This window comes from Thiococcus pfennigii, from assembly GCF_016583835.1.
GTDB classification, from domain to species: domain Bacteria; phylum Pseudomonadota; class Gammaproteobacteria; order Chromatiales; family Chromatiaceae; genus Thiococcus; species Thiococcus pfennigii.
Genome location: NZ_NRRW01000036.1, coordinates 1 through 22,142 on the forward strand (window position 1 = coordinate 1; position 22,142 = coordinate 22,142).

The window sequence follows — 22,142 nt, forward strand, 5'->3', positions numbered from 1 at the left end:
GCCCCCATAGCCCCCGTAGCCCCCGTAGCCCTGCGTAGCCCTGCGCACCATCTGCTCGGTGAGTAGCCCTGCGCACTGCGCACCATCTGCTCGGTGAGTAGCCCTGCGCACCATCTGCTCGGTGACGGTCAGTCGCGGCGGCTTATGACGAGCAGTTCCGCACCAGCGTCGGGATCGGACAGGGGGCCGACCCCCACCACATGATCCGAACTGAACAGGCGCCAGTCTCCGATCGGGCTGCCGAAGCCGACCTCGGGTCCGCAGACGAAGTCGTCGCCGGAAAGGCCCAGGATCGCCATTGCCCAGGGGCTGCGCATCAGCATCTGGTCCCGCCCGTCGCCGGTCATGTCGCCGATCAGGGAGGCGCCGGAATGCCGGGTGTCGAGGAACCAGCCGTTCTTGGTCGTGCCCTGAGGCCAGAAGGCCGTGCGCGTCAGGCGGCCGTCCTTCAGGGCCAGATGGTGCAGGCCCTCGGCATCGGCGATCACCATGGTGGCCGGGACGACATCGGGTGTCGTGGGGCGTCTGCCGGGCCCGAAGGGGCGGCGCCCCCGTCCCGGAAGGGTGTGTTCATGGCGCCCGAAGCGGTCCCGATCCTGCAGCAGGCCGGACATGTCGTTGGGATTGGTGAAGCGGCCCATGGCCAGGATGCGGACCGGGTAGCTGAGGCGAAAGCCGTCGATGTCCGTTCCGTGGGGCACCATGGCGACGGCGGTGAGGCCCGCGTCCTCCAGCTTCAGGATCCCCAGGCCCCAGACGCTGCTGATGACCAGCTCGTCCTTGCCGTCGCCGTCCAGATCGGCCAGACCGTGGGTGTGGTCCTGAAGGGAATTGATCCGCCAGCCCCCGAGGGAGGTCCCTCGGGCGGCCAGGGTCACGCTGTCGAAGGTGCTGCCCAGGGACCGCAGGATCCCGATCCCCCACGTGCTGAAGACCACCATTTCCGCCCGTCCGCGCCCGGTCATCTCGCCGACGGCGGCAATCCGGGTGGCGCGGGAGTCGTACATCCAGTCGCCGAAGCGGGTGCCGTTGGGGCGGACGATGGGGGCCTGGAAGGTGTCGCCGATCAGGGACAGAACCCCGATCCCCCAGGCGCTGGTGACGACGGCGTCCTTGCCGTCCCGGCCCTTGATGTACCCGGCGGTGCGCCAGCGGTCTCCACCGTGGCCGGAAATACGCCAGCCGTCGAAGGCGGTGCCCTTGGGCGCCGTCAGGACCGCGCGCCAGCGGGGGCCGTCGCGCTTGACCACCCCCAGGCCCCAATCGCTGGTCAAAACCACCTCCGCCTGGCCGTCGCCGTCCAGGTCGGCGACCAGGGCCACATGGGAGGCGGCGGTGCTGAAGTTCCAGCCCTCGATCCAGGCCTGGTCGGGATGGACCGCCCGGGCGGTCAGGGCGTCGTCTTCCAGGCCCAGGATGCCGAGGCCGTTCCGATAGCGCAGCCGCAAGGTCCAGTCGCCCAGCATGCTCCAGAAGTAGGCCCGCTTGGCGTTGACCGATTGTTCGAAGCGGCCCAGGGCGGGGTCCATGGAATCGTGGTCGTAGGTGGCGTGCCAGCCGTCGCCGAACCGGGCGCGGTCCGATTGGCCCAGGCCGCCGGGGAAGCCCGTGGCCATGTCGTTGAACACCTTCGCCCGGGCGACCACGGCCAGGGTGTTGGTGTAGAACAGCACCCCCTCGGCGTTCTGCCAGGCGGCGTATCCCTCTTGTTGATACATCAGGCTTTGGGTCGCCTTGGGGGTGTTGGCCTTGCATCCGCCGTGGATCACCAGGCTTTGCCCGGCGTCGGCCAGGACGCCGCCTTCCCACAGGGTGCGGTGGAGATAGAGATCCGCCGTGCCGCCCTGGTCGTCGAAGCCGGGGGTGTAGGTGGTGCCGTTGCGGACCCAGCGGAAGGGAGGGCCGCCGGTTTCGCTCTCCAGGTCGCCCAGGGGGTAGTCGTCGCCGAAACTGGAACTGACGGCGCTGGAATGGGCGTGGATGAAGCGCAGGCTTGCCGGTTCCTTCAGCCAACGGACGTAGGCCAACAGGGAGGCGTCCTCCCGGATCAGCGGCGTTCCAAAATCGTCGGAGGCCGGGGCCAGGTGTCCCGCCCCGTCCGCCGCGCTGAGTTCGTAGCCGATCGCCGACGCCCGGTGGGGCAGGTGGCCGAAGGCGCCGATGCGCTGGCGGTGGTTGCGGTCCAGATAGTCGCAGAGCACCCGGCGCTCCAGGAGCGGATCGCGGGAGAACAGGGTGCTGTGGTTGGTGTAGTTGTTGGGGCTTTCGAAGGATTGGGGAACGCCGTCGGCGTCGAGGGGGCGGTTGCCGTCGGTGCCGACGATGGAGGGTTTGGGATTGACGGCGACGGCGCGGGCGTTGATCCGCGACACCAGGATGTCGGGCCGGGCGATGGGATTGGGGCAGCTGCGGTCGGCGGCGGTCACCTCCGGGTTGTGGCGCGGATGCCGGATCAACAGCCGCAGGTGATTGGGGGTGCTGCCGAGGTCGGTGACGTCCGCGTCGTCGATGTAGAAGAAGTCGCGGTAGGACACCGTCGTTTGGTCAAAGGCGGTGGACGCGAACACCCGGTTGTGCCGGGGCCAACCCTGATGGATCGTGGTCGCGTCGGGCAGGGCGCGCAGGGAGTCCAGGTCGGTCGTCGCGTAGTGATACAGATCGTCCCAGGCGCCGTTCAGGTCGGCGAGCACGATTTCGCTGCGCCCGGCGATCAATTCCGGTTCGATGGCCAGATAGGGGGTGTTCTGATAGGCGATTCCGGCGATGGTTACGTCGAAATCGGCCTTCCAGATCGCCCGGCGGACCAGGGTGGCTTCGGGGAAGGAGCCGATCAGCAGTGCCCCCTCCAAAGCGGGCTGGTTGGCCTTGGCCTGGGCGAGAAAGGCGCGCATGGCCAGCAGGGTCCGTCCGTCCTGATGAATGCCCTTGGCGTAGACGTCGAGGTCGAGGAACCGGGAATGCAACCCCTCCGCCCGCAGGTCCCCCTTCAGGCGCTTCAGGCGCGGCAGAAGATCGGGGGCCCCCGCCAGGGGCGCAAGCAGCCGGTGTTCCACCAGCACCAGGACAAGGCGGGCATCGCCCGGAATGCTCTCGTTGAAGGTTTCGAAATCGACCAGGGAGATCCGGTTGATCGCCGGGTCCCCGTCTTGATTGGGGTCGAACCCCGCAAAATCGTCTAGGATGCGGTCGATGGTGTTGCTCATGGCCTCCCTCCTTGTGGAGCCGTCGAGAGACTCCGAAGCGGACGCAACCGACGGTCCGGTGCGTCCCCGGGAGGGGAGACGGACCCGCCGCCGTCGCGGGGCCCGGCCGCGCAGGCGCTTCACAGGGGGCGCTCGGGGCATCGTCCCGGGGAGTGCGCGGCATGGCACCACGCGGAAGTGTGGAGCAAATCTAGACGAAGGTCCAGGATGCGGCCAAAAGGGTCGACAACCACAAAGTGGACGCAAAGAGGCCGCCGGGGTCGCGCGCGCCGGGGTCGGGTCTCACATTGCACACCTCGCGCAACCGCCGGGGCCAGCGGCGTCGGCCCGCGCTTACCCAGTTGACGAGCACCGCGCAAGGAGCGGCTCAGCCCCACAAGGAGGTTAAACGCAATTCTCGCGCGATAGCTTTTCTGCCTCGCAGGATAAGGCGAGACCTCACCAGACCGGCGAGCTTGATGCCCCCACAGATAGAGAAGTTTGCTCGGAACCTAGCCCGCGTCCGCCGTTAGGACAATTCGGCAGTCCTCCGCGGAACCAGCCAGAGGACAGGGCATCGACCTCGTGGCTGGAGCCGGTCCAAGGCAGGCGCAAATAGCGGGCTTGTTCGCACAATTGATACCGCTCGCTGAGGCCGCCTCCAATCCCTACGCCTCGATCGACGCGGTTCCCCGCGCGACCAGTTCCTATGACGACCCGGCCGACGGCTCAGCGGGGGTTGAGGTGACGGTTGGACTCGCATCGATGAACTCGATGATCAATTGCGGGCTGCGCACGCCCTGGTAGTCGTTGACGTCCAGGCGGTAGGCGAGGTGCGCGCTCCGGCCGATCGCATCGGCCTGCTCGGCCAGGCCGAAGCCGATGGCCTCGAGTGGCGCCCCGCCGCCGTCCGGCCCGGCGGGGCGTACGCGCAGTCGCAGGTGGCGCTCGCCGACGATCCGCCGGCCGAGCACCTCGAACGGGCCGTCGAAGAGGGGCTCGGGGAAGCCCTTGCCCCAGGGGCCGGCGAAGCGCAGCCGCTCGGCCGTCGCGAGGGTCAGCAGCGCGCCGGGCAGCGGGCCGTCGGAGACGAGTTCGCGCACCGGCGGGCGCTCGCCCAGCTCGTCGGCGACCGCGGCCTCGAACGCCGCCCGGAAGCCGTCGAGGGCGGCGCTGGCCAGGCTGAGCCCGGCGGCCATCGCGTGGCCGCCGAAGCGCCCGACCAGGCCGGGCTGCGCGCGGTCGACGGCGGCGATCAGGTCGCGGATGTGCAGCCCGTCGATCGAGCGGGCCGAGCCGCGCAGCAGGCCGTCGCCGGCCTCGCCGAAGGCGATGACCGGCCGGTGGTAGCGCTCGCGCAGGCGCGCCGCGAGGATGCCGGTCACGCCCTGGTGCCAGCCCGGGGCGAACAAGCAGAGGCCCGGCGGCAGCGCCGTGCCGTCGAGGTGCAGGTCGGCGAGCAGGGCCTCGGCCTGGTCCTGCATCTCGCGCTCGATCGTGCGGCGGGCGCGGTTGAGGCCGTCGAGTTCGCCGGCGATCGCCAGGGCGCGCGCCGGATCCTCGGTGAGCAGGCACTCGACGCCGAGGCCCATGTCGGCGAGCCGCCCGGCGGCGTTGAGGCGCGGCCCGGCGACGAAGGCCAGATCGCGCGCGGTGGCCCGTGCCGGGTCGCGCCCGGCGACCCCGAGCAGGGCGCGGATGCCCGCCCGGCAGCGCCCGGCGCGGATCCGGCGCAGGCCCTGTTCGACGAGGATGCGGTTGTTCTCATCGAGCGTGACGACGTCGGCGACCGTGCCGAGGGCGACCAGGTCCAGGAACCCGGCCAGGTTCGGCTCGGGGCGCGCGGAAGCGAACCAGCCCTGGGCGCGCAGCCGGGCGCGCACGGCGGCGAGCAGATAGAAGACGACGCCGACGCCGGCCAGGTGCTTGCTCGGGAAGGCGCAGTCCGGGCGCCTGGGGTTGACGATGGCGGCGGCCGCGGGGAGGGTCTCGCCGGGCAGGTGGTGATCGGTGATCACGACCTCGATGCCGAGCTCGCCGGCGCGCGCGACGCCGGCCACCCCGGCGATGCCGTTGTCGACGGTCAGGATCAGCCGCGGGCGGGGCGCGAGGCGGGACGCCGCCTCGACGACCGGCGGGCTGAGTCCGTAGCCGTCGGCGAAGCGGCTCGGGATCAGGTAGTCGACCTGGGCGGCACCGAGGGCGCGCAGGCCGAGCACGCCGAGGGCGCTGCCGGTCGCGCCGTCGGCGTCGTAGTCGCCGACGACCAGGATGGGAGCGCTGTCGCACAGCGCCGCGGCGACCCGCTCGGCCGCCTCGGCGATGCCGGCGAGGGCATCGAACGGCAGCAAGCCGGCGAGGCCGAGGTCGGCGTCGGCGCTCGGCGCGGCACCACGGGCCGCGTAGAGGCGGGCGCAGAGGGCCTCGGCGTCAGCGGGCGGCGGATTGTCCGGGTCTCGGCGACGCAGCCGCACCGCGGCCGCACCGCCCGTCGGGGAGGGGGTGGGATCAGGGTTCATCGGCGGCGAAGGGTACCACCAATGGCCGGGGAGCGGGCGGGGCCGATCTGGCGCCGCTGGGACACCGCGCGGGGTCGGGTGATGGTCGGCGCGGCGGACCTTACCACTCGGCGGTCCGCACAGCGGACCCTACCGCCCGCCATCGAGCTGCGAGCGGATCTCCTCGGCGGCTCGACCGACCTCTTCGCTAGCGCGCTCCAGGAAGGCCCGGCCCTGCGCCAGCATCGCCTGCTTGATGGTCTCGGCGAGCTGGGGGTTGGCGATCTCGCGCCCGTCGAGCGTCATCCGGTAGGGCGAGGTCGCATAGGCGGACAGCGGATCGGCAAGGGTCAGCGCCGTGTCGTCGATCGCGTTGTAGCGGTAGCGGCAGGTCGCCCGACCGTCCCGACCGTCGGCCGCGAAGCGCAGGTCGACGGCCAGGTCGTCGCCGGGCGCGGTCGTGACCGCCGTCCATTGGACCGACGGGGCGTTCAGCCGCGCGAGGACCATGTCCTTGCAGAGTGTGATGCGCACGTCCTCGGTTCCGCCAGCGCAGCCGGCGAGGATCAGGACCCCAACGAAGACCCCGGCCAGCCCGCCGGCGCGCCGGGCCGTGCCCCAACTGTTTCGCTCGCTCATTCGTCATCGCCTCCAATCGCTGTGTCGCGGCATCGCGCCGGCCGGAGCGCGGCGTCGCAGGTGAAGGCCGACGGCGACGGGATCGCCCGCAAGCGGGCTCCTACCTCCGTAGGCCGCCGGGTCAGGCGTCGCCCTGTACGGTCACGATGACCCGCCGCCGGTGGGCCTGCACGCGGTGTTCGTAGAGGAAGACGCCCTGCCATGTGCCGAGCGCGCAGCGCCCGTCGCTCACGGGCAGCGTCAGGTCCATCTTGGTCCAGATCGCGCGGATGTGGGCTGGCATGTCGTCCGGGCCCTCGGCGGTGTGATCGAACAGCGGATCGCCGTCCGGCACGAGCCGGGCGAGGAAGGCGTCGAGGTCCTCGCGCACGGTCGGGTCGGCGTTCTCGCAGAGGATCAGCGAGGCGCTCGTGTGCTGGACGAAGACGTGACAGGTCCCGGTGCGGATGCCGGAGGCCTGGACCGCCTCGGCGATCCGGCGGGTGATGTCGTAGGTCCCGCGCCCGCGGGTCGAGAGCTCGAAATGCTGCTGGTGGATCACGGGTCTGGCTGCTCGATGGATTCGGAGGGGCGCCACCGACCGAGGGTGCGTCCGGACGGCCATTTGACCAGATCCGCGGCGCGCAACTCAATCGGCTGGCACGGTCTAACCCGCGGACGCGCCTGGCGCGGCCGAGAACCAACCCAGCCCGCACATCGATCAAGAGGTTGCTCATGGATCTGGAAAAACGTATCGAGAACAGTGCCCCGCAGCTGATCGACCTGGCGAAGGCGGCGGCGGTGAGCCTGGAGAAGCGGTCGTTGCAGACCACGGTCGCGCGCGTCGGCGTCGTCCTCGACGCCAGCCGCTCGATGCACCAGCAGTACAAAAGCGGCCGCGTCCAGGCGCTGCTCGAGCGGGTCCTGCCGCTGGCGATGCACTTCGACGACGACGGTCGCTTCGAGGTCTGGGCCTTCGACACCGAGCCGAAGGAACTGGACGCGGTGGCGGCGCACAACATCCAGGGCTACGTCGAGACGACCCACGGCGGCTGGCGCAAGTGGTACGGCGGGGCCAACGACGAGCCCAAGGTCATGCGCCGCGTCATCGACTACTATCGCCGGGACCCCGGCGCACCGCCGGCCTACGTGCTGTTCGTCAGCGACGGGGGCGTCCACAAGAACTCCGAGATCAAGAACCTGATGATCGAGGCGGCGCAGTACCCGATCTTCTGGCAGTTCATGGGGCTGGGGGGCAAAAACTACGGGGTCCTGGAGCGGCTCGACACCATGACGGGGCGGGTCGTCGACAATTGCGGGTTCTTCGCCATCGACGATCTGCACGACCTGTCCGAGGGGCAGCTCTACGACCGGCTGCTGCACGAGTTTCCCGACTGGTTGCGCGAGGCGCGGGCTCGGGGGATCGTGCGCTGAGCCCGGGACGCGACGGGCCATCCCGAGCGCCGCGCCTGTCCCGGATCGCAGCGGACAGGCGCGCTTGGCGCGACCGCCCGGCCTGTCGCATGATGGTCCGTTTTCCGTGAGCACCGACCCCGGATCGACATGAACGAATCCACCCGCTTCAATCACGAGGGCCACGAGCAGCTGCCGCTGCGCGCCTTCACCGAGAGGGCGTACCTCAACTATTCGATGTACGTCATCCTCGATCGCGCCCTGCCGCACCTGGGCGACGGCCTCAAGCCGGTGCAGCGGCGCATCCTCTACGCGATGTCGGAGCTCGGCCTGAGCGCGGCGGCCAAGTTCAAGAAGTCGGCGCGCACCGTCGGCGACGTGCTCGGCAAGTTCCATCCGCACGGCGACAGCGCCTGCTACGAGGCGATGGTGCTGATGGCCCAGTCGTTCAGCTATCGCTATCCGCTCATCGACGGCCAGGGCAACTGGGGCTCGCCGGACGACCCCAAGTCGTTCGCCGCGATGCGCTACACCGAGGCCCGCCTGACGCCCTACGCGAGCGTCCTGCTGGCCGAGGTCGACCAGGGCACCGTCGACTGGCAGCCGAACTTCGACGGCACGCTGGAGGAGCCGGTACTGCTGCCGGCGCGGCTGCCGAACCTGCTGCTCAACGGCGCCGCTGGGATCGCGGTGGGCATGGCGACCGACATCCCCTCGCACAACCTGCGCGAGGTGGCCCGCGCCTGCATCCACCTGCTCGAGCACCCGGAGGCCACGGTCGCCGACCTGTGCCGCTTCGTCCCCGGGCCGGACTTCCCGACCGCCGGCGAGATCGTCACGCCGCCCGAGGAGCTGCGGCGCATCTACGAGACCGGCGGCGGCTCGCTGCGCCAGCGCGCCCGCTACGAGCTGGAACAGGGCGACATCGTCATCACGGCCCTGCCCTACCAGGTCTCGGGCAACCGGATCATGGAGCAGATCGCCGCGCAGATGAACGCGAAGAAGCTGCCGATGATCGAGGACCTGCGCGACGAGTCCGACCACGAGAACCCGACCCGCCTGGTGATCGTACCGCGCTCCAACCGGGTCGACGTCGAGCGCCTGATGTCGCACCTGTTCGCGACGACGGATCTGGAGCGCAGCTACCGCGTCAACATGAACCTGATCGGCCTCGACGGACGGCCACGGGTCATGAACCTCCGGGAGATCCTCGACGAATGGCTGCGCTTCCGCCAGGAGACGGTGCGCCGCCGGCTCCAGCATCGGCTCGACAAGGTCCTCGAACGCCTGCACCTGCTGGAGGGCCTGCTGATCGCCTTCCTCAACATCGACGAGGTGATCCGCATCATCCGCACCGAGGACGAGCCCAAGCCGGTGCTGATGGCCCGCTTCGGCCTGACCGACGCCCAGGCCGAGTACGTGCTCAACACGCGCCTGCGCCAGCTCGCCCGCCTCGAAGAGATGAAGATCCGCGCCGAGCAGGACGAGCTGAGCGCCGAGCGCGCCCGGCTGGAGGAGACGCTCGGTTCGAGCGCGGCGCTCAATCGCCTGATCCGCAGCGAGATCGAGGCGGACGCCGAGCGCTTCGGCGATGCGCGCCGTTCGCTGCTGATCGCCCGCGCCCCGGCGGCGGCCATCGATGAGACCGAGCTGGCACCGGCCGAGCCGGTGACCGTGGTGCTGTCGGAGAAGGGCTGGATCCGCGCCGCGAAGGGCCACGACATCGACCCCGGCGGGCTGAGCTACAAGGCCGGCGACCGCTTCCTCGGCGCGGTGCGGCTCCGCAGCAGCCAGCAGGTCGTCTTTCTCGACTCGACCGGCCGCAGCTACTCGCTGCCGGCCAACGGCCTGCCCTCGGCACGCGGCCAGGGCGAGCCCTTGACCGGGCGCCTGGATCCGCCGCCGGGCGCCCAGTTCATCGCCGTGCTCGGAGAGGAGCCCGAGCGGCGCCTGCTCCTCGCCTCCGACGCCGGCTACGGCTTCCTAGTCGCGCAGGAGGCCCTCTATGCCAAGCCGAAGGCCGGCAAGGCCGTGCTGACGCTGCCACCGGGCGCCCAGGTCCTGCCGCCGCAGCCGGTCGCCGACCCGGCGACCGAGCGCCTGGCCGTCGCGACCAATACCGGGCACCTGCTCGTCTTCCCGATCGTCGAACTGCCCGAGCTGCCGCGCGGCAAGGGCAACAAGCTGATCGCGATCCCGGCCGCGAAGGCCGCGACGCGCGAGGAGTACGTCGCCGCCGTCGCCGTGGTGCCGGCCAACGGCAGCCTGACCCTGCACGCCGGCAAGCGCACCTTCACGCTGAAGGCCGCCGACCTCGAGCTCTATGTGGGGGAACGCGGCCGCCGCGGCCGCAAGCTGCCGCGCGGCTTCCAGCGCGTCGAGCGGCTGGTCGCGGACTGAGCCGCGACGGGGTGCCCGCGGCGCCGAGGAACGGTTCAAGAGCGACTGAAACGACGGGGCGGGCCTCTGGCCCGCCCCCCATGTTCAAGCACGCCACTTATTTTTCACTTGTTACTAAGGGACGGCGCGGAAGCAACCGATACAAGCACGCGGAAGACAAGCAACTACGAAATGCGCGAAACACGCGAAAAAATGGCAGATTATCCCGCGTATATTCTGCTTTTTCGCGTGTTTCGCGTGTTTCGTAGTTCAAAAGAAGATGTGCCGGCTATTTCTGAATCGTTACTAAGGGGTGGGACGGTCATGTGTCGCGCCCTTGCCCCGAGCCACCGCGACCAGAATCACGCCGCGCCGTAGGAGCCGGCTTGCCGGCGATGGGTCGCCCGCCCCGATCGCCCGCAAGCCGGCTCCTACACATGCAGGCCGGCCACCCGTGCGGCCGGGGCGAGGCGCGCCCCCGGCGTCAGTGCCCGTAGCCCGTAGTCGGGTTAGCCCTTCGGGGCGTAACCCGACAGCCGGCAACGCGGCTCCCGGCAAGGCCGCTGTCGGGTTACGGCGCGCGCAATCCTTCGTTTTCCCTAGACCGCCGTGCCAGCGCGCCTAACCCGACCCCATCATACGGCGCCGCGCCCGTAGGTCGGGTTAGCCCTTCGGGGCGTAACCCGACAGCCGGCAACGCGGCTCCTGGCAAGGCCGCTGTCGGGTTACGGCGCGCGCAATCCTTCGTTTTCCCTAGACCGCCGTGCCAGCGCGCCTAACCCGACTACGGGCCGTGCCATCGGCCCAGGCAACGCTGGCGGAGTCCGCCGGTACGCCTCGTCGCCCCCCCGCGTTAGGGCCCGTAGCGCACGAGGCGCACGTAGCCGATGCCGGACCTGGCGTCTCGGCCGACGGCGCCGTCGCTGAAGCTCACGCCCCACGCGTAGTAGGGGACGCCACCGGCGCCGGTCGAGGACGACCAGAACCAGTCGGACGGGGTGTTCGGGAAGTAGCGGTTGTCGATGACCGGATCCTGGCAGTTGCGGTTGACCAGGGTCGCGAGTTCCTCCTTGGTCGGCAGGCGCCAGAGGCCGCTGCCGGCGAACTCCTCGTCGGCCGCGAGCCGCAGGGCCGTCGGGTAGGTGTAGAGGGCCGCGCCGCCCTCACCACAGCCGGCGCCGCTCAACCCCTCGGCGCACTGCTTCCAGACCAGACCGCTTGCCAGATGGGTGATCGTACCGTTGCCGTTGTCCTGGAAGTGTGGCGCCCCGATCCCGGCCGCGATCTCGTCGCGGCAGTTCTGCGCGGTCGCCGTGCCGGCGACGCACAACAAGACCAGTGCCCATGGGATGGGTTTGAACATCGTCATTCCTCTCGCTGAGACCTGAAGGCCGACCATCCGGGAAGCGCCGGCCGATTCTTGGCCGGTACGGCCAATGGGCCCGCGCCCCCGCGACGCGCGGCCAGCCGCGATACTTTACCCGATCGACGCCGAGCCCTGTCGAGCCCATGCACCCATCGCCCCGCGGCGGCCGACTGTGTGCCGTAGAAGGCGGCTTGCCGGCGATTGGCCGCCCGAATCGCCCGCCAGGCCGATATCGCCGGCACCTGCGGTCGGGTGAGCCCCGCGGGGCGTAACCCGACGGCCGACGACGCGGCGGCCACCGAGGTCGATGTCGGCTTACGGCGCGCGTGTGCCGGCGGCGCGACCGCGCACCGCACGGTCCGGCTAGAATGGGCGTTCACGATGACCAGCGAGGACCATCATGGCACGACACACGGGCCGCCTCGTCCTGACCCCGAGCGACCCCCGGGCGGCGCCGGACCCGGTGCGCCTGCACGATGCACTGACGGCCGTCGGTCTGCTCGGCGCGCCCTTGGGCGGGCCGCCGGGGGCCTATCGCGTCGGCCCGAGCTTCCTGGCGCTGATCACCTTCGCCGGCTGCGCCGTGCATGTCGACACCGAGGCCCGCGACGAGGGCGCAGGCCCCTTCACCCACGTCCGCCTGGGCGGCCCGCTGGCCGAGGCGCAGCTGCGCGTCGGGCACAACACGCGACCGCCACGCTGCCCGACCTGCCGCGAGCGCCTGGCCGACTGGCGAGCGACGCTCGACCCAGGCCAGCCGCTGACCTGCCCAGGCTGTGCGACCAGCGCGCCCGCCTGCGCCTGGGACTGGCGCGCGCAGGCCGGCTGCGGCCGCCTGTTCGTCGACATCGAGGAGGTCTTTCCCGGTGAAGCCGTGCCGACACAGGCCTTGATGGGCGCCCTGGAGGCGCTCGGCGCGGGACCCTGGCGGCACTTCTATCTCCAGGACCCCTGAGGACGCCCCCCGGCGCCGAGCGCTCGCCTCAAGGGCGCCTTGAAAAATTCAAGGTGCCCGTGCGGGGCAAGGATGCGTCTTGAAAAATTGCCAGGATGGCAATTTTTCAAGGTCCCCTCAAGCGGCGGAGGACGCGGCGGCCGGCACGACCAAGGACACGCCCGGCGGCAGGGCGACCCGCACCGCCAGCGGCAGGTGATCGGAGAGCGGGTAGTCGAGGACCCTGGCCTCGAGGATGCGCAGCGCCGAGGAGGTCAGCACATGGTCGAGATTGCGACGCGGCCGCCAACTCGGATAGGTCTTCAGGCCGCAGTCGAGGCCGCGCAGGCCGCGGCCGGCGACGAGGGCGCGAAAGTGCTTCGAGGTGCAGCCGCAATTGAAGTCGCCCATCATGACCAGATACGGATAGCGGTGCGCCAGATCGCCTAGATAGTCGAACTGCAGCGCGCGCGCGCGCCGCCCGAGCGCCAGATGCAGGACGCAGACCGCGAGCCGTCGGCCATCGGAGGTCGGGAATTCGGCGACGACCGCGCCGCGCCCGGGCAGCCCGGGGAGCTTGTGCTCGGTGATCAGCTGCGGGCGCAGCCGACTCAAGAGCCCGTTGCTGTGTTGGGCCAGGAGCCCGAGGTTGCGATTGACCTGGCTGTACCAGTGGGGGAAGCCGCTGCGATGGGCCAGATATTGGATCTGGTCGACGTAGCCGCTGCGCAGACTGCCGGCATCGACCTCCTGGAGACCGACCAGATCGAAGCCGCGCAGCAACACCGCGATCCGGGTCAGATTGGCGAGCCGCTCGCGGTGCGGCAGGAGGTGCTTCCAGCTATTGGTCAAATAGTCGCTGTATTGGCGGGAATAGATCCCCGCCTGGATGTTGTAGCTGAGCAGGTCGATCTGCTGCATGGCACCGGGGCGAACGCCACCCCCCTGTTCCGCCCCCTGCGTAGCGGCCGCGGGCGCGGGATCCCGCAGGGCCAGGCGGGGTATCGGATCCGCCGCCCGGTCCGCTGGACCGGCCCGGCCTCGGGGGAGACCGACCGGGGCGCCCCCGACGACCCGACGCCGCCCGAAACGCCCGAGCGACCTTACTGGCCCAGACCCTGCAGATACTGAGCGAGCGCCGCGATCTCATCGTCGGTCAGGCGCGCCGCGCTGCCACGCATCATCGCGTTGGGATCGTTGGCCCGCTCAGAGGCGCGGAAAGACTTCAGGGTCGCGGCGAGGTAATCGGCGTGCTGACCGGCGATGCGCGGGAACTTGGCGAGATTCAGACCCAACCCTTGCGGTCCATGGCAGCCACTGCAGGCCGGCACCCCGGTCTCGGCATTGCCGGCCATGTAGATCTGCTTGCCGAGCTCGGCCTTCTCCGGATCCGCGGCGCCCGCGGTCTGGGTCTGTGCCGCATAGTAGGCGGCGACGTCGCGCATCTCATCCTCGGTCAGCGGCGCGGCCATCGGCGACATCTGCGCGTTGACGCGGGCCCCGCTCTTGAACTCGGTCAGCTGCTTGTAGATGTAATCGGGATGCTGACCGGCGAGCTTGGGCCAGATCGGCACGATGCTATTGCCCTGCGGGCCATGACAGGCCATGCAGACCTGGTTCGCCTTGGCCTCGCCGGCCGCCATATCCGCCGCCTGAATCGGGGCGCCAATCAGCGCTGCCACAACCGCCGCCATCATCAACCGTGTCTTCATGTCTCGTATCGCCCGATCTTGGTGTCTGAAATATCGATACCGGCCCTTCGCCAGACCTGATGCCCCGGATCCGTTGCCTGGGCGCCCGGAAAATTCGCGAATGTATATCAGAATATGGGGATATTGGTCAAACAGACAGGCCATGTCGCCGATCGTCCGGGCCCAACGCATCGCATTGGACGATCGGCTCCGCCACAGGACGGGTGGCTGCGATAATCCTAGAAACGGCAGCTGACCGCTTCGCCATCGATTCAAGTCTTGGAAATCCTATCGACTCTTTGCGCGACGCAGGTTCACCAGCGAGGTGAGGGGCGCTCCGACCCCCGAGGCACGCCCCGCGCGGCGCTCGGCGGTGTTACAACTCGTTGCAATAGCGCAGCGATTGCGCCTCCTTATGCCTTGCCGGACACCCCGCGGGACGCATCTCAGAGGCCGTCCAGCTGCCGCTTCTAGGATAATGCGTCCCCAAGGACGGGATGGTTTTCGCTTTCCACCGTCGAAACGCCCTGAATCAGCGAGCCCCCGATGAAGGCCATCCCGGAAGTCCGAGCCCCCATCACCCGCGCGAACACCTGCGACCAATGCCGCTGCCTTCCTCGCAGCGGCGCCCGTCGACCACTCGCGCGAGACCTCGACCGGCAGGCTCGGGGAGCCGGACATCACGGTCCCGGGACGCCTGGCCGCGGTCGGCCCGAACCCTCGTGAAGGAGAGCCTCGCATTGAACGGACTGAGCCATTGGTGGCGCCGACGCACCCTCGAGCGGGCCCATCGGCGCTTCGATCCGCCGTCCTGGGACCCGTTCTGGGCCGAGCTGCCGCTGCTTGCGGGGCTCGACGCCACCGAGGTCACGGCGTTGCGCGACCTCGCGGTCCTGTTCCTGCGCGAGAAGACCATCACGGCCACGGCCGGCATCGAACTCACCGACCCGATGCGCTTGACCATCGCGCTGCAGGCCTGCCTGCCGATCCTGCGACTGGGGCTGCCATGGTACGGCGGCTGGTACCAGGTGATCGTCTATCCCGATGAATTCGTGCCCCGCCACGAGTGGACCGACGAGAACGGCCTGGTCTGGCGCGACGACAGCCCGATGAGCGGCGAGGCCTGGGAACGGGGACCGGTCGTGCTGTCCTGGGGGGACGTCGAGGCCGGCGCGGTGCGCGACGGCTACAACCTCGTCATCCACGAGTTCGCCCACAAGCTCGACATGCGCAACGGGCTCGCCAATGGGCACCCGCCGCTGCACCGGGGCATGAGCGACCGGGACTGGGCCGAAGACCTCAGCACCGCCTACGAAGACCTGGTTCGCCGCGTCGAATGCGGCGAGGAGACGCCGCTCGACCCCTACGCCGCCGAGTCGCCGGCAGAGTTCTTCGCGGTCCTGAGCGAGGCCTTCTTCGAGATACCCGCGCGGCTGCGGGACGAGTATCCGCGGGTCTATGCCCAGTTCGCCCGATTCTACCGCCAGGACCCGGCCGCGCGGCTCCCTGCGCTCCCGGCAAGCACCCCGTGCGAGGTAGGCAGCCCGCCTCGTCGGTCGCGCGAGGCGACCGGCGAAGACGCAGACCGAACGCCAGACCGCTGACTTCCTTTCCGATTCTCCGCTGCAACCTATCGATCGACGCCTCCGACAGCGTCAGCGATCGAACAGACGCAACTCGCTGCGTTCGTCGTCGATCGTCATCCGGTAGCGGCCGAGGACATTCATGCCGAGCAGGGCGTGGCCGCCGAGCTTGCCGTCGTCGATGAAGGCGGCCTCGACGTCGGCGAGGCGCTCCCTATCGAGCCACAGGCCGGGCAGCCGGCCGATCTTGGCCGTCACCCGACCATTGGCCGTCTGCACCTCCTGGTCGCGCAGGTCCTGGGCGTCGATACCGAGTGAGGGGAGCAACGACCTGGGCAGGACGAGGAAATCCGCCCCGGTATCTACCAGCAGCATCTGCTCGAGGCGCTGGCCGCCGGCGCCCTCCAGCTCGGCGACGACGGCACGCTGCGACCCCTGGCGGGTCGTCGGCAGCGCGATCCCCGCCTCGCCCCGATCGGTCGACGACTCCGGTGCGGGCGGGGGGACCCAAGCGGCCCGCTCGCCCAAGATGATGACACGCCGCACCCCGCCATCCGGTGCGGCGACGATGACATAGTCGTAGTCAGCGAGCAGCGTGCGCAGCTGATCGCCCAGATGGCCGTCGTCGGTCCGACCCCAGCCGCCCACCGTCTCGGTGAGGCCGGTGACGTCGAAGCCATGGATCTCGGCAAGCCGGGCGAGCTCGTCGGAGACCTCGACGCGGGCGGCGACGGCGCCCGCGGCGACGGCGAGCGACAGGATGCCGAGCAGGGCGGCGCGGCGGTGACGGGCGAGGCAACTCATGGTCTCCCCCCGATGGTGCGGACGGACCTCGGCAGTGCCGGAAAGACTAGCAGCTCGCCCAGCCCCGTGCCACCGCCCCGCAAGGCAGACCTCGAGGCTGATACAGCCCCCAGCCTTTTTCGAGCTGGTGGAAGGGTGGACGGTCGATCCTCGTCTGGGTGCGTTGGCGAATCCCCGCCTCCCGGGGAGATCGAGTCGGCGCCGCCCGAGCCCGTACCGCCCCCCTGGGCGGCCGACTGCGCGCCGCAGGGGCCGGCTTGCCAGCGATCGCCCACGCGGACGCCCGCCCGGATCGCCCGCGAGCGAGCCCCTGCCGGCGCAGGCGACGACTGCGCAGTCCGCTGGTAGGACTCGCCTGCATGCTCCCGTCTATCAGTAAGGGATCGACCCTGGGCCGGTCGGCCTCGCGAGGCGACAAGGGGGGCGGATCGCGTTAGAATCCAACCGCGCTTTTTTCCGGGTGATGCACCCACCCCGGTCTGGGGGTAGGGAGACACCGACCGTCTGCCAGGGGCGCAGGCGGCCAGGACGAAAAGCAGAGGCGCGGTCGCCGCCCGCCGCCGTCTTCGGTTCGCCTCGAGGGCACCGAAGACCTCCTGGCGTTGCGACCGTCGGACGGTCCCGATCTCGGCGCCGTCCCGCCGCGCCTTCGTCCCCGTGCCTTCCGAAGGGCCCATCGCTCGATGATCCCAGTACCAACAGAAGGCGAAGCATGAGCTACCATTCCGTCGTGATGGTCAAACAGGTGCCCGATACGGCCAATATCTCCGGCCAGGTCATGAAGCCCGACGGCACCGTCAACCGCAGCAAGCTCCCCACCGTATTCAATCCCGAAGACAAGGTCGCGTTGGAACTCGCGCTGCAACTGCGCGACCGCTACGGCGGCACCGTGCGGGTCGTGACGATGGGGCCGCTGAAGGCCTCCGACCTGCTGCGCGACTGCCTGTACATGGGGGCCGACGAGGCCTTCCTGATCAGCGACCGGCGCTTCGCCGGGGCCGACACGCTGGCCACCTCCTATGTCCTGGCCGCGGCGTTGCGCAAGCTCCAGCCCTTCGACATCGTCTTCGCCGGCCGCCAGGCGATCGACGGCGACACGGCCCAGGTCGGCCCGCAGACCGCCGAGAAGCTCGGCCTGCCGCAGATCACCTATGCCGAGGGCATCCTCGACGCGGCCGGGCCGAAGATCCGGATCCGGCGCAAGATCGATCAGGGCTTCGAGGTCCTCGAGGGCACCCTGCCGCTGCTCGTGACGGTCGTCAAGGACGCCGCGGCCCCGCGGCCCTGCCGGGCCAAGCGCGTCATGGCCTTCAAGAATGCCCGCACCCTGCTGGAACTGGAGAAGATGGCCGAGGCCAACTCGCTGCTCTATGTCGATCAACTCAAGGAGGAGTATGTCTCGAAGGGTCTCTTCATCGAGACCATGACCGCCGATGACCTGGACGTCGACCTCGCCCGCTGCGGCCTCGCCGGCTCGCCGACCAAGGTCCACAAGATCGACTCGGTCATCCTCGGCGCGAACGAGCACGAGACGATACCCGCCAACAAGGAGGGGATGTACGCGCTGATCGACAAACTGATGGACGACCACATCTTCGGATAATCCCTATGAATGAGAAGAAACAGCAGGTCTGGGTGTTCGTCGAGCAGCGCGACGGCCAACCGGCCGATGTCAGCCTGGAGTTGCTCTCGAAGGGGCGCAAACTGGCCGAGAACCTGCGCGGCGAGCTCAAGGCCGTGCTCATCGGCCACGACGTCGGGGACTTGGCGAAGGAGCTGTTCCGCTACGGGGCGAGCGAGGTCCTGCTCGCCGACCATCCGAGCCTGAGACACTACAACACCCTGCCCTACAGCCGCATCGTCAGCGAACTGGTCGACCAGCATCAGCCGCGCATCGTCCTGTTCGGCGCCAGCTTCGTCGGTCGCGACCTGGCCCCGCGCGTCGCCTCGCACACGCAGAGCGGCCTCACCGCCGACTGCACGGACCTCCAGATCGCCGACGTCACCTATCTGCGCAAGGACTACGCCGAGCTCCTCCTCCAGATCCGCCCGGCCTTCGGCGGCAACATCATCGCGACCATCATCTGCCCGGACTCGCCGGTCCAGATGGCCACCGTGCGCGAGGGGGTCATGGAGAAGATCCCGCTGGCCGAGCCGGTCGCGGGCCACATCGCGCCGATCCCCTACACGCCCGAGGACTGCGACGAGTTGGTGCGCATCATCGAGCGTCACCGCGAGGAGAACAAGGTCGACCTCAAGGCCGCCCCCATCATCGTCTCGGGCGGCTACGGGATGGGCAACTTCCAGAACTTCCAGATCCTCTACGACCTCGCCCACCTGATCGGCGGCGAGGTCGCCGGCACGCGCGCGGCGGTCGACGCCGGCTTCATCGACCACAACCGCCAGGTCGGGCAGACGGGCGTCACCGTGCGGCCCAAGCTCTACATCGCCTGCGGTATCTCGGGGGCGATCCAGCACCGCGCCGGCATGCAGGATGCGAACAAGATCATCGCCATCAACTCGGACCCGGATGCGCCCATCTTCGGCATCTGCCACTACCGCATCGTCGGCGACGTCATGGAAGTGATTCCGATGCTCATCGACGCCTACAAGCACAAACTGAAGTAGTCGAGCCATGGCCAATTATTTCACCGACAACGCGGATCTCCTGTTCCAGTTCGACCGGTTGCAGTTGGAGGACGTGGTCGACATCGCCGAGCACGGCTACACCGAGGCCGCTCAATACGATTTTGCGCCGACCGACTACCAGGATGCCCTGGACAACTACCGCAAGGTGCTCGAGATCGTCGGCGACATCGCGGCGAACACGGTCGCCCCGCAGGCCGCCGCGATCGACGAGGAGGGGAGCCACTTCGCCGACGGCCAGGTCACCTATGCCAAGGGCATCCAAGAGGCCATCAAGCGGTTCACCGAGGCCGAGCTGATGGGCTTCACGCTGCCGCGGCGCTACGGCGGCCTCAACCTGCCGACGACCATCTACACGATGGCGATCGAGATGGTCTCGCGCGCCGAGGCCTCGCTGATGAACCTCTTCGGCCTCCAGGACATCTCCGAGACCATCAACAAGTACGGCACCGAGGAGCAGCGCGCGGAGTTCCTGCCTCAGTTCGCAAGCGGCGAGGCGACCGGCGCGATGGCCCTCACCGAGCCGGACGCGGGCTCCGACCTGCAGGCTGTCAACATGCTGGCCTACCAGGACGAGGAGGGCCAGTGGCGCCTCAAGGGCGTCAAGCGCTTCATCACCAACGGCAACGCCCAGATCCTGCTGGTCTTGGCGCGCTCCGAACCGGGCACCAAGGACGGCCGCGGGCTCAGCATGTTCGCCTGCTACGGGCGCGACGGCGTCAAGGTCCGGCGCATCGAGAACAAGCTCGGCATCCACGGCTCGCCGACCTGCGAGCTGCAATTCAACGACACGCCGGCGCAGCTCATCGGCAAGCGCAAGTTCGGCCTCATCAAGTATGTGATGGACATGATGAACGGCGCCCGCCTCGCGGTCGCCGCCCAGGCCCTGGGGATCTCCCAAGCCGCCTACGACGAGGCCCTGCGCTACGCCAAGGCGCGCGAGCAGTTCGGCAAGTCGATCTACGACATCCCGGTCGTCATGAACATGCTGATGGACATGCGCGTGACGCTGGAGAGCGACCGCTCCCTGCTCTACGCGACCTGCCACTGGGTCGACCTGCGCAACAAGCTCGAGGAGCGCGTCGAGACCCTCAAGGCCGCCGGCAAGGATTCGACGGACGCGAGCGCCCGGCTCAAGGAGGCGAGCCGCCTGGCGGCGCTGCTCACGCCGATGACCAAGTACGTGCTCAGCGAGAACGCCAACCGGATCACCTACGACGCCCTCCAGATCCACGGTGGTACCGGCTACATGCGGGAGTTCAACGTCGAGCGCCTGACCCGCGACGCGCGGATCACCAACATCTACGAGGGCACCTCGCAGCTGCAGGTCGTCGCCGCGATCGGCGGGGTCATCAACGACACCCTGGCCGACTACTTCGACGCCTGCGAGCAGCGCGAGAATCAGGGCAAGCTCGCGGGGCTGGCCGACGAGCTCAAGGAGATGCGCGTCCTGTTCCTGGACTGCCTGAAGTACGTGACGGAGACGACCGACAAGCAACTCCAGAGCGTCGCCGCGAAGGAGTTGGTCGAGATGTACAGCTACCTCTACACGGGCTGGCTACTGATGGGCGAGGCGGCCGACGACAGCCGCAAGGTGTTCATCGCCCGCCGCTACATCATCGGCGCAGCCGCCAAGGCCCGACGTAACGCCGAGGCGATCAAGAAGGACCTGTTCGGCGACCTGCTCTACGCGGGAGACGTTCTCGTTTGAGAGCGACACGCCGCCCCGACGGCCACGGCGGGGGCCGCGTTGCCGGCCGTCGGGTTACGCCCCGAGTGCAAGGCGGGATGCGCTACGCTTTCCCGCCCTACGTTCTACGGCCCCGGCGATACCGGCACGGCCCGTAGGTCGGGTTAGGCGCGCCCGCACGACGCTCGCCGTAACCCGACAGTTGCCGGCCGTTGGGTTGCGCCCCGAGTGCTTACGCCCCGAGTGCAAGGCGGGATGCGCTAAGCTTTCCCGCCCTACGTTCTACGGCCCCGGCGATACCGGCACGGCCCGTAGGTCGGGTTAGGCGCGCTGGCGAGGCGGCCGCTGCGAACGAACAGGCTCGCGCGCGCCGTAACCCGACGGCGGCCGGCGCGGGCGTTGGCCGCACGGGGACGCGCTTGCGGGCGATCAGGGCCGGCGATCCGCGCGGGCGGCAAGCCGCCCCCCTCGAAGAAGGCCGGAGAACGGCCCGGACCCGGGCCAGCGGTACCGCAGGCGGACGCGCCCGTCGGAGTCGAGAGCTCAGCCGAGCCCGAGGATGTGAAAGCCGGTGTCGACGTAGAGGACGTCGCCGGTGACGCCGCTCGCCAGATCCGAGCAGAGGAACGCCGCGGCATTGCCGACCTCTTCGGCCGTCACGGTACGGCGCAGCGGGGCGTGCTTCTCGACCTGCTTGAGCATCGAACGGAAGTGCGAGATGCCCGATGCCGCCAACGTATGGATCGGTCCGGCCGAGATGGCGTTGACCCGCGTCCCCTGAGGACCGAGGGAGGCGGCCAGATAGCGGACATTGGCCTCCAGGCTCGCCTTGGCCAGACCCATGACATTGTAGTAAGGCACGGCCCGCACCGAGCCGATGAAGCTCAGCGTCAGGAGCGCCCCGTTCCGGCCCTCCATCATGGGCCGCGCGGCCTTGGCCAGGGCACCGAAGCTGTAGGATGAGACCTCGTGCGCGGCGGTGAAGCCGTCGCGCGTCAGCGCCTCGACGTAGTCTCCCTCGAGCTCATGGCGCGGGGCATAGGCGATCGAATGGACGATGGCGTCCAGACCGTCCCAGTGCTCGCCCAACGTCCCGAACAGGTGGGCAATCTGCCAATCGGTACTGACATCGAGCGGCAGGACGATGTCGCAACCGAGTTGGGCCGCGAAGTCCTCGACCCGGCCCTTGAGCTTGTCGTTCTGATAGGTAAGGGCAATCTCGGCCCCTTCGCGGCGCATCGCCGCGGCGCAGCCCCAAGCGATCGAGCGATTGCTCGCGACACCCGTCACCAAGATGCGTTTGTTCTGCAGAAAACCCATAGCTAACAAACGGGTAGA

General features: G+C 69.2%; 16 protein-coding genes. 7 read left to right on the plus strand and 9 right to left on the minus strand.

Features of this window, described 5'->3' with window-relative positions; translation table 11 throughout:
- Positions 1-128: 128 nt before the first annotated feature.
- The 4 genes from CKO41_RS12070 to CKO41_RS12085 form a co-directional block, all read right to left on the minus strand.
- Complete coding sequence (locus CKO41_RS12070; protein WP_200382441.1) at positions 129-3,203, minus strand: hypothetical protein; 3,075 nt, start codon at positions 3,201-3,203, stop codon at positions 129-131.
- A 686-nt stretch (positions 3,204-3,889) separates the two neighbouring features.
- On the minus strand, positions 3,890-5,701 hold the full coding sequence (gene recJ, locus CKO41_RS12075; protein ID WP_200382443.1) for a single-stranded-DNA-specific exonuclease RecJ: 1,812 nt from the start codon (positions 5,699-5,701) through the stop codon (positions 3,890-3,892).
- Between the two features lie 129 nt (positions 5,702-5,830).
- Positions 5,831-6,319: a hypothetical protein gene (locus CKO41_RS12080; RefSeq protein WP_200249734.1), complete on the minus strand. Its 489-nt coding sequence runs from the start codon at positions 6,317-6,319 to the stop codon at positions 5,831-5,833.
- A 121-nt stretch (positions 6,320-6,440) separates the two neighbouring features.
- On the minus strand, positions 6,441-6,860 hold the full coding sequence (locus CKO41_RS12085; protein ID WP_200249733.1) for a secondary thiamine-phosphate synthase enzyme YjbQ: 420 nt from the start codon (positions 6,858-6,860) through the stop codon (positions 6,441-6,443).
- Positions 6,861-7,033: 173 nt separating this feature from the next.
- Between CKO41_RS12085 and CKO41_RS12090 the strand changes: the two genes are divergently transcribed.
- Together CKO41_RS12090 and parC are read left to right on the plus strand one after the other, a co-directional pair.
- Positions 7,034-7,732 carry a vWA domain-containing protein gene (locus tag CKO41_RS12090; RefSeq protein ID WP_200249732.1) on the plus strand — a complete coding sequence of 233 codons (699 nt, stop codon included), beginning with the start codon at positions 7,034-7,036 and terminating at the stop codon, positions 7,730-7,732.
- 129 nt (positions 7,733-7,861) lie between these two features.
- Complete coding sequence (gene parC, locus CKO41_RS12095; RefSeq protein WP_200382445.1) at positions 7,862-10,111, plus strand: DNA topoisomerase IV subunit A; 2,250 nt, start codon at positions 7,862-7,864, stop codon at positions 10,109-10,111.
- A gap of 832 nt (positions 10,112-10,943) precedes the next feature.
- On the opposite strand, the gene CKO41_RS12100 is transcribed toward parC, so the two are convergent.
- Entirely contained in the window at positions 10,944-11,453 is a 510-nt protein-coding gene (locus CKO41_RS12100) for an Lcl C-terminal domain-containing protein (RefSeq protein WP_200382447.1), read from the minus strand.
- A 403-nt stretch (positions 11,454-11,856) separates the two neighbouring features.
- On the opposite strand from CKO41_RS12100, the gene CKO41_RS12105 reads away from it, so the two are divergent.
- Positions 11,857-12,411 carry a hypothetical protein gene (locus CKO41_RS12105; protein ID WP_200382449.1) on the plus strand — a complete coding sequence of 185 codons (555 nt, stop codon included), beginning with the start codon at positions 11,857-11,859 and terminating at the stop codon, positions 12,409-12,411.
- A gap of 117 nt (positions 12,412-12,528) precedes the next feature.
- Here the strand turns inward: CKO41_RS12105 and CKO41_RS12110 are convergent, their stop codons facing one another.
- Together CKO41_RS12110 and CKO41_RS12115 are read right to left on the minus strand one after the other, a co-directional pair.
- Complete coding sequence (locus tag CKO41_RS12110; protein ID WP_200249726.1) at positions 12,529-13,311, minus strand: endonuclease/exonuclease/phosphatase family protein; 783 nt, start codon at positions 13,309-13,311, stop codon at positions 12,529-12,531.
- A 182-nt stretch (positions 13,312-13,493) separates the two neighbouring features.
- Positions 13,494-14,273 (minus strand): c-type cytochrome, encoded by a 780-nt coding sequence (locus CKO41_RS12115; RefSeq protein ID WP_420826477.1) that lies wholly within the window; start codon positions 14,271-14,273, stop codon positions 13,494-13,496.
- 548 nt (positions 14,274-14,821) lie between these two features.
- Here CKO41_RS12115 and CKO41_RS12120 point away from each other — a divergent pair.
- Positions 14,822-15,685, plus strand: coding sequence for a M90 family metallopeptidase (locus CKO41_RS12120; RefSeq protein WP_200382451.1), 864 nt, complete (start codon positions 14,822-14,824; stop codon positions 15,683-15,685).
- Between the two features lie 51 nt (positions 15,686-15,736).
- Here the strand turns inward: CKO41_RS12120 and CKO41_RS12125 are convergent, their stop codons facing one another.
- Positions 15,737-16,468, minus strand: coding sequence for a retropepsin-like aspartic protease family protein (locus tag CKO41_RS12125; protein WP_200382453.1), 732 nt, complete (start codon positions 16,466-16,468; stop codon positions 15,737-15,739).
- 712 nt (positions 16,469-17,180) lie between these two features.
- On the opposite strand from CKO41_RS12125, the gene CKO41_RS12130 reads away from it, so the two are divergent.
- The 3 genes from CKO41_RS12130 to CKO41_RS12140 are packed head-to-tail and all read left to right on the plus strand — an operon-like array spanning position 17,181 to position 20,825.
- Positions 17,181-18,071 carry an electron transfer flavoprotein subunit beta/FixA family protein gene (locus CKO41_RS12130; RefSeq protein WP_200249720.1) on the plus strand — a complete coding sequence of 297 codons (891 nt, stop codon included), beginning with the start codon at positions 17,181-17,183 and terminating at the stop codon, positions 18,069-18,071.
- 5 nt (positions 18,072-18,076) lie between these two features.
- Complete coding sequence (locus CKO41_RS12135; RefSeq protein ID WP_200382455.1) at positions 18,077-19,096, plus strand: electron transfer flavoprotein subunit alpha/FixB family protein; 1,020 nt, start codon at positions 18,077-18,079, stop codon at positions 19,094-19,096.
- 7 nt (positions 19,097-19,103) lie between these two features.
- Positions 19,104-20,825 carry an acyl-CoA dehydrogenase family protein gene (locus CKO41_RS12140; protein ID WP_200249718.1) on the plus strand — a complete coding sequence of 574 codons (1,722 nt, stop codon included), beginning with the start codon at positions 19,104-19,106 and terminating at the stop codon, positions 20,823-20,825.
- Positions 20,826-21,347: 522 nt separating this feature from the next.
- On the opposite strand, the gene CKO41_RS12145 is transcribed toward CKO41_RS12140, so the two are convergent.
- Entirely contained in the window at positions 21,348-22,124 is a 777-nt protein-coding gene (locus CKO41_RS12145) for an enoyl-ACP reductase FabI (protein ID WP_200249717.1), read from the minus strand.
- Between the last annotated feature and the right edge of the window lie 18 nt (positions 22,125-22,142).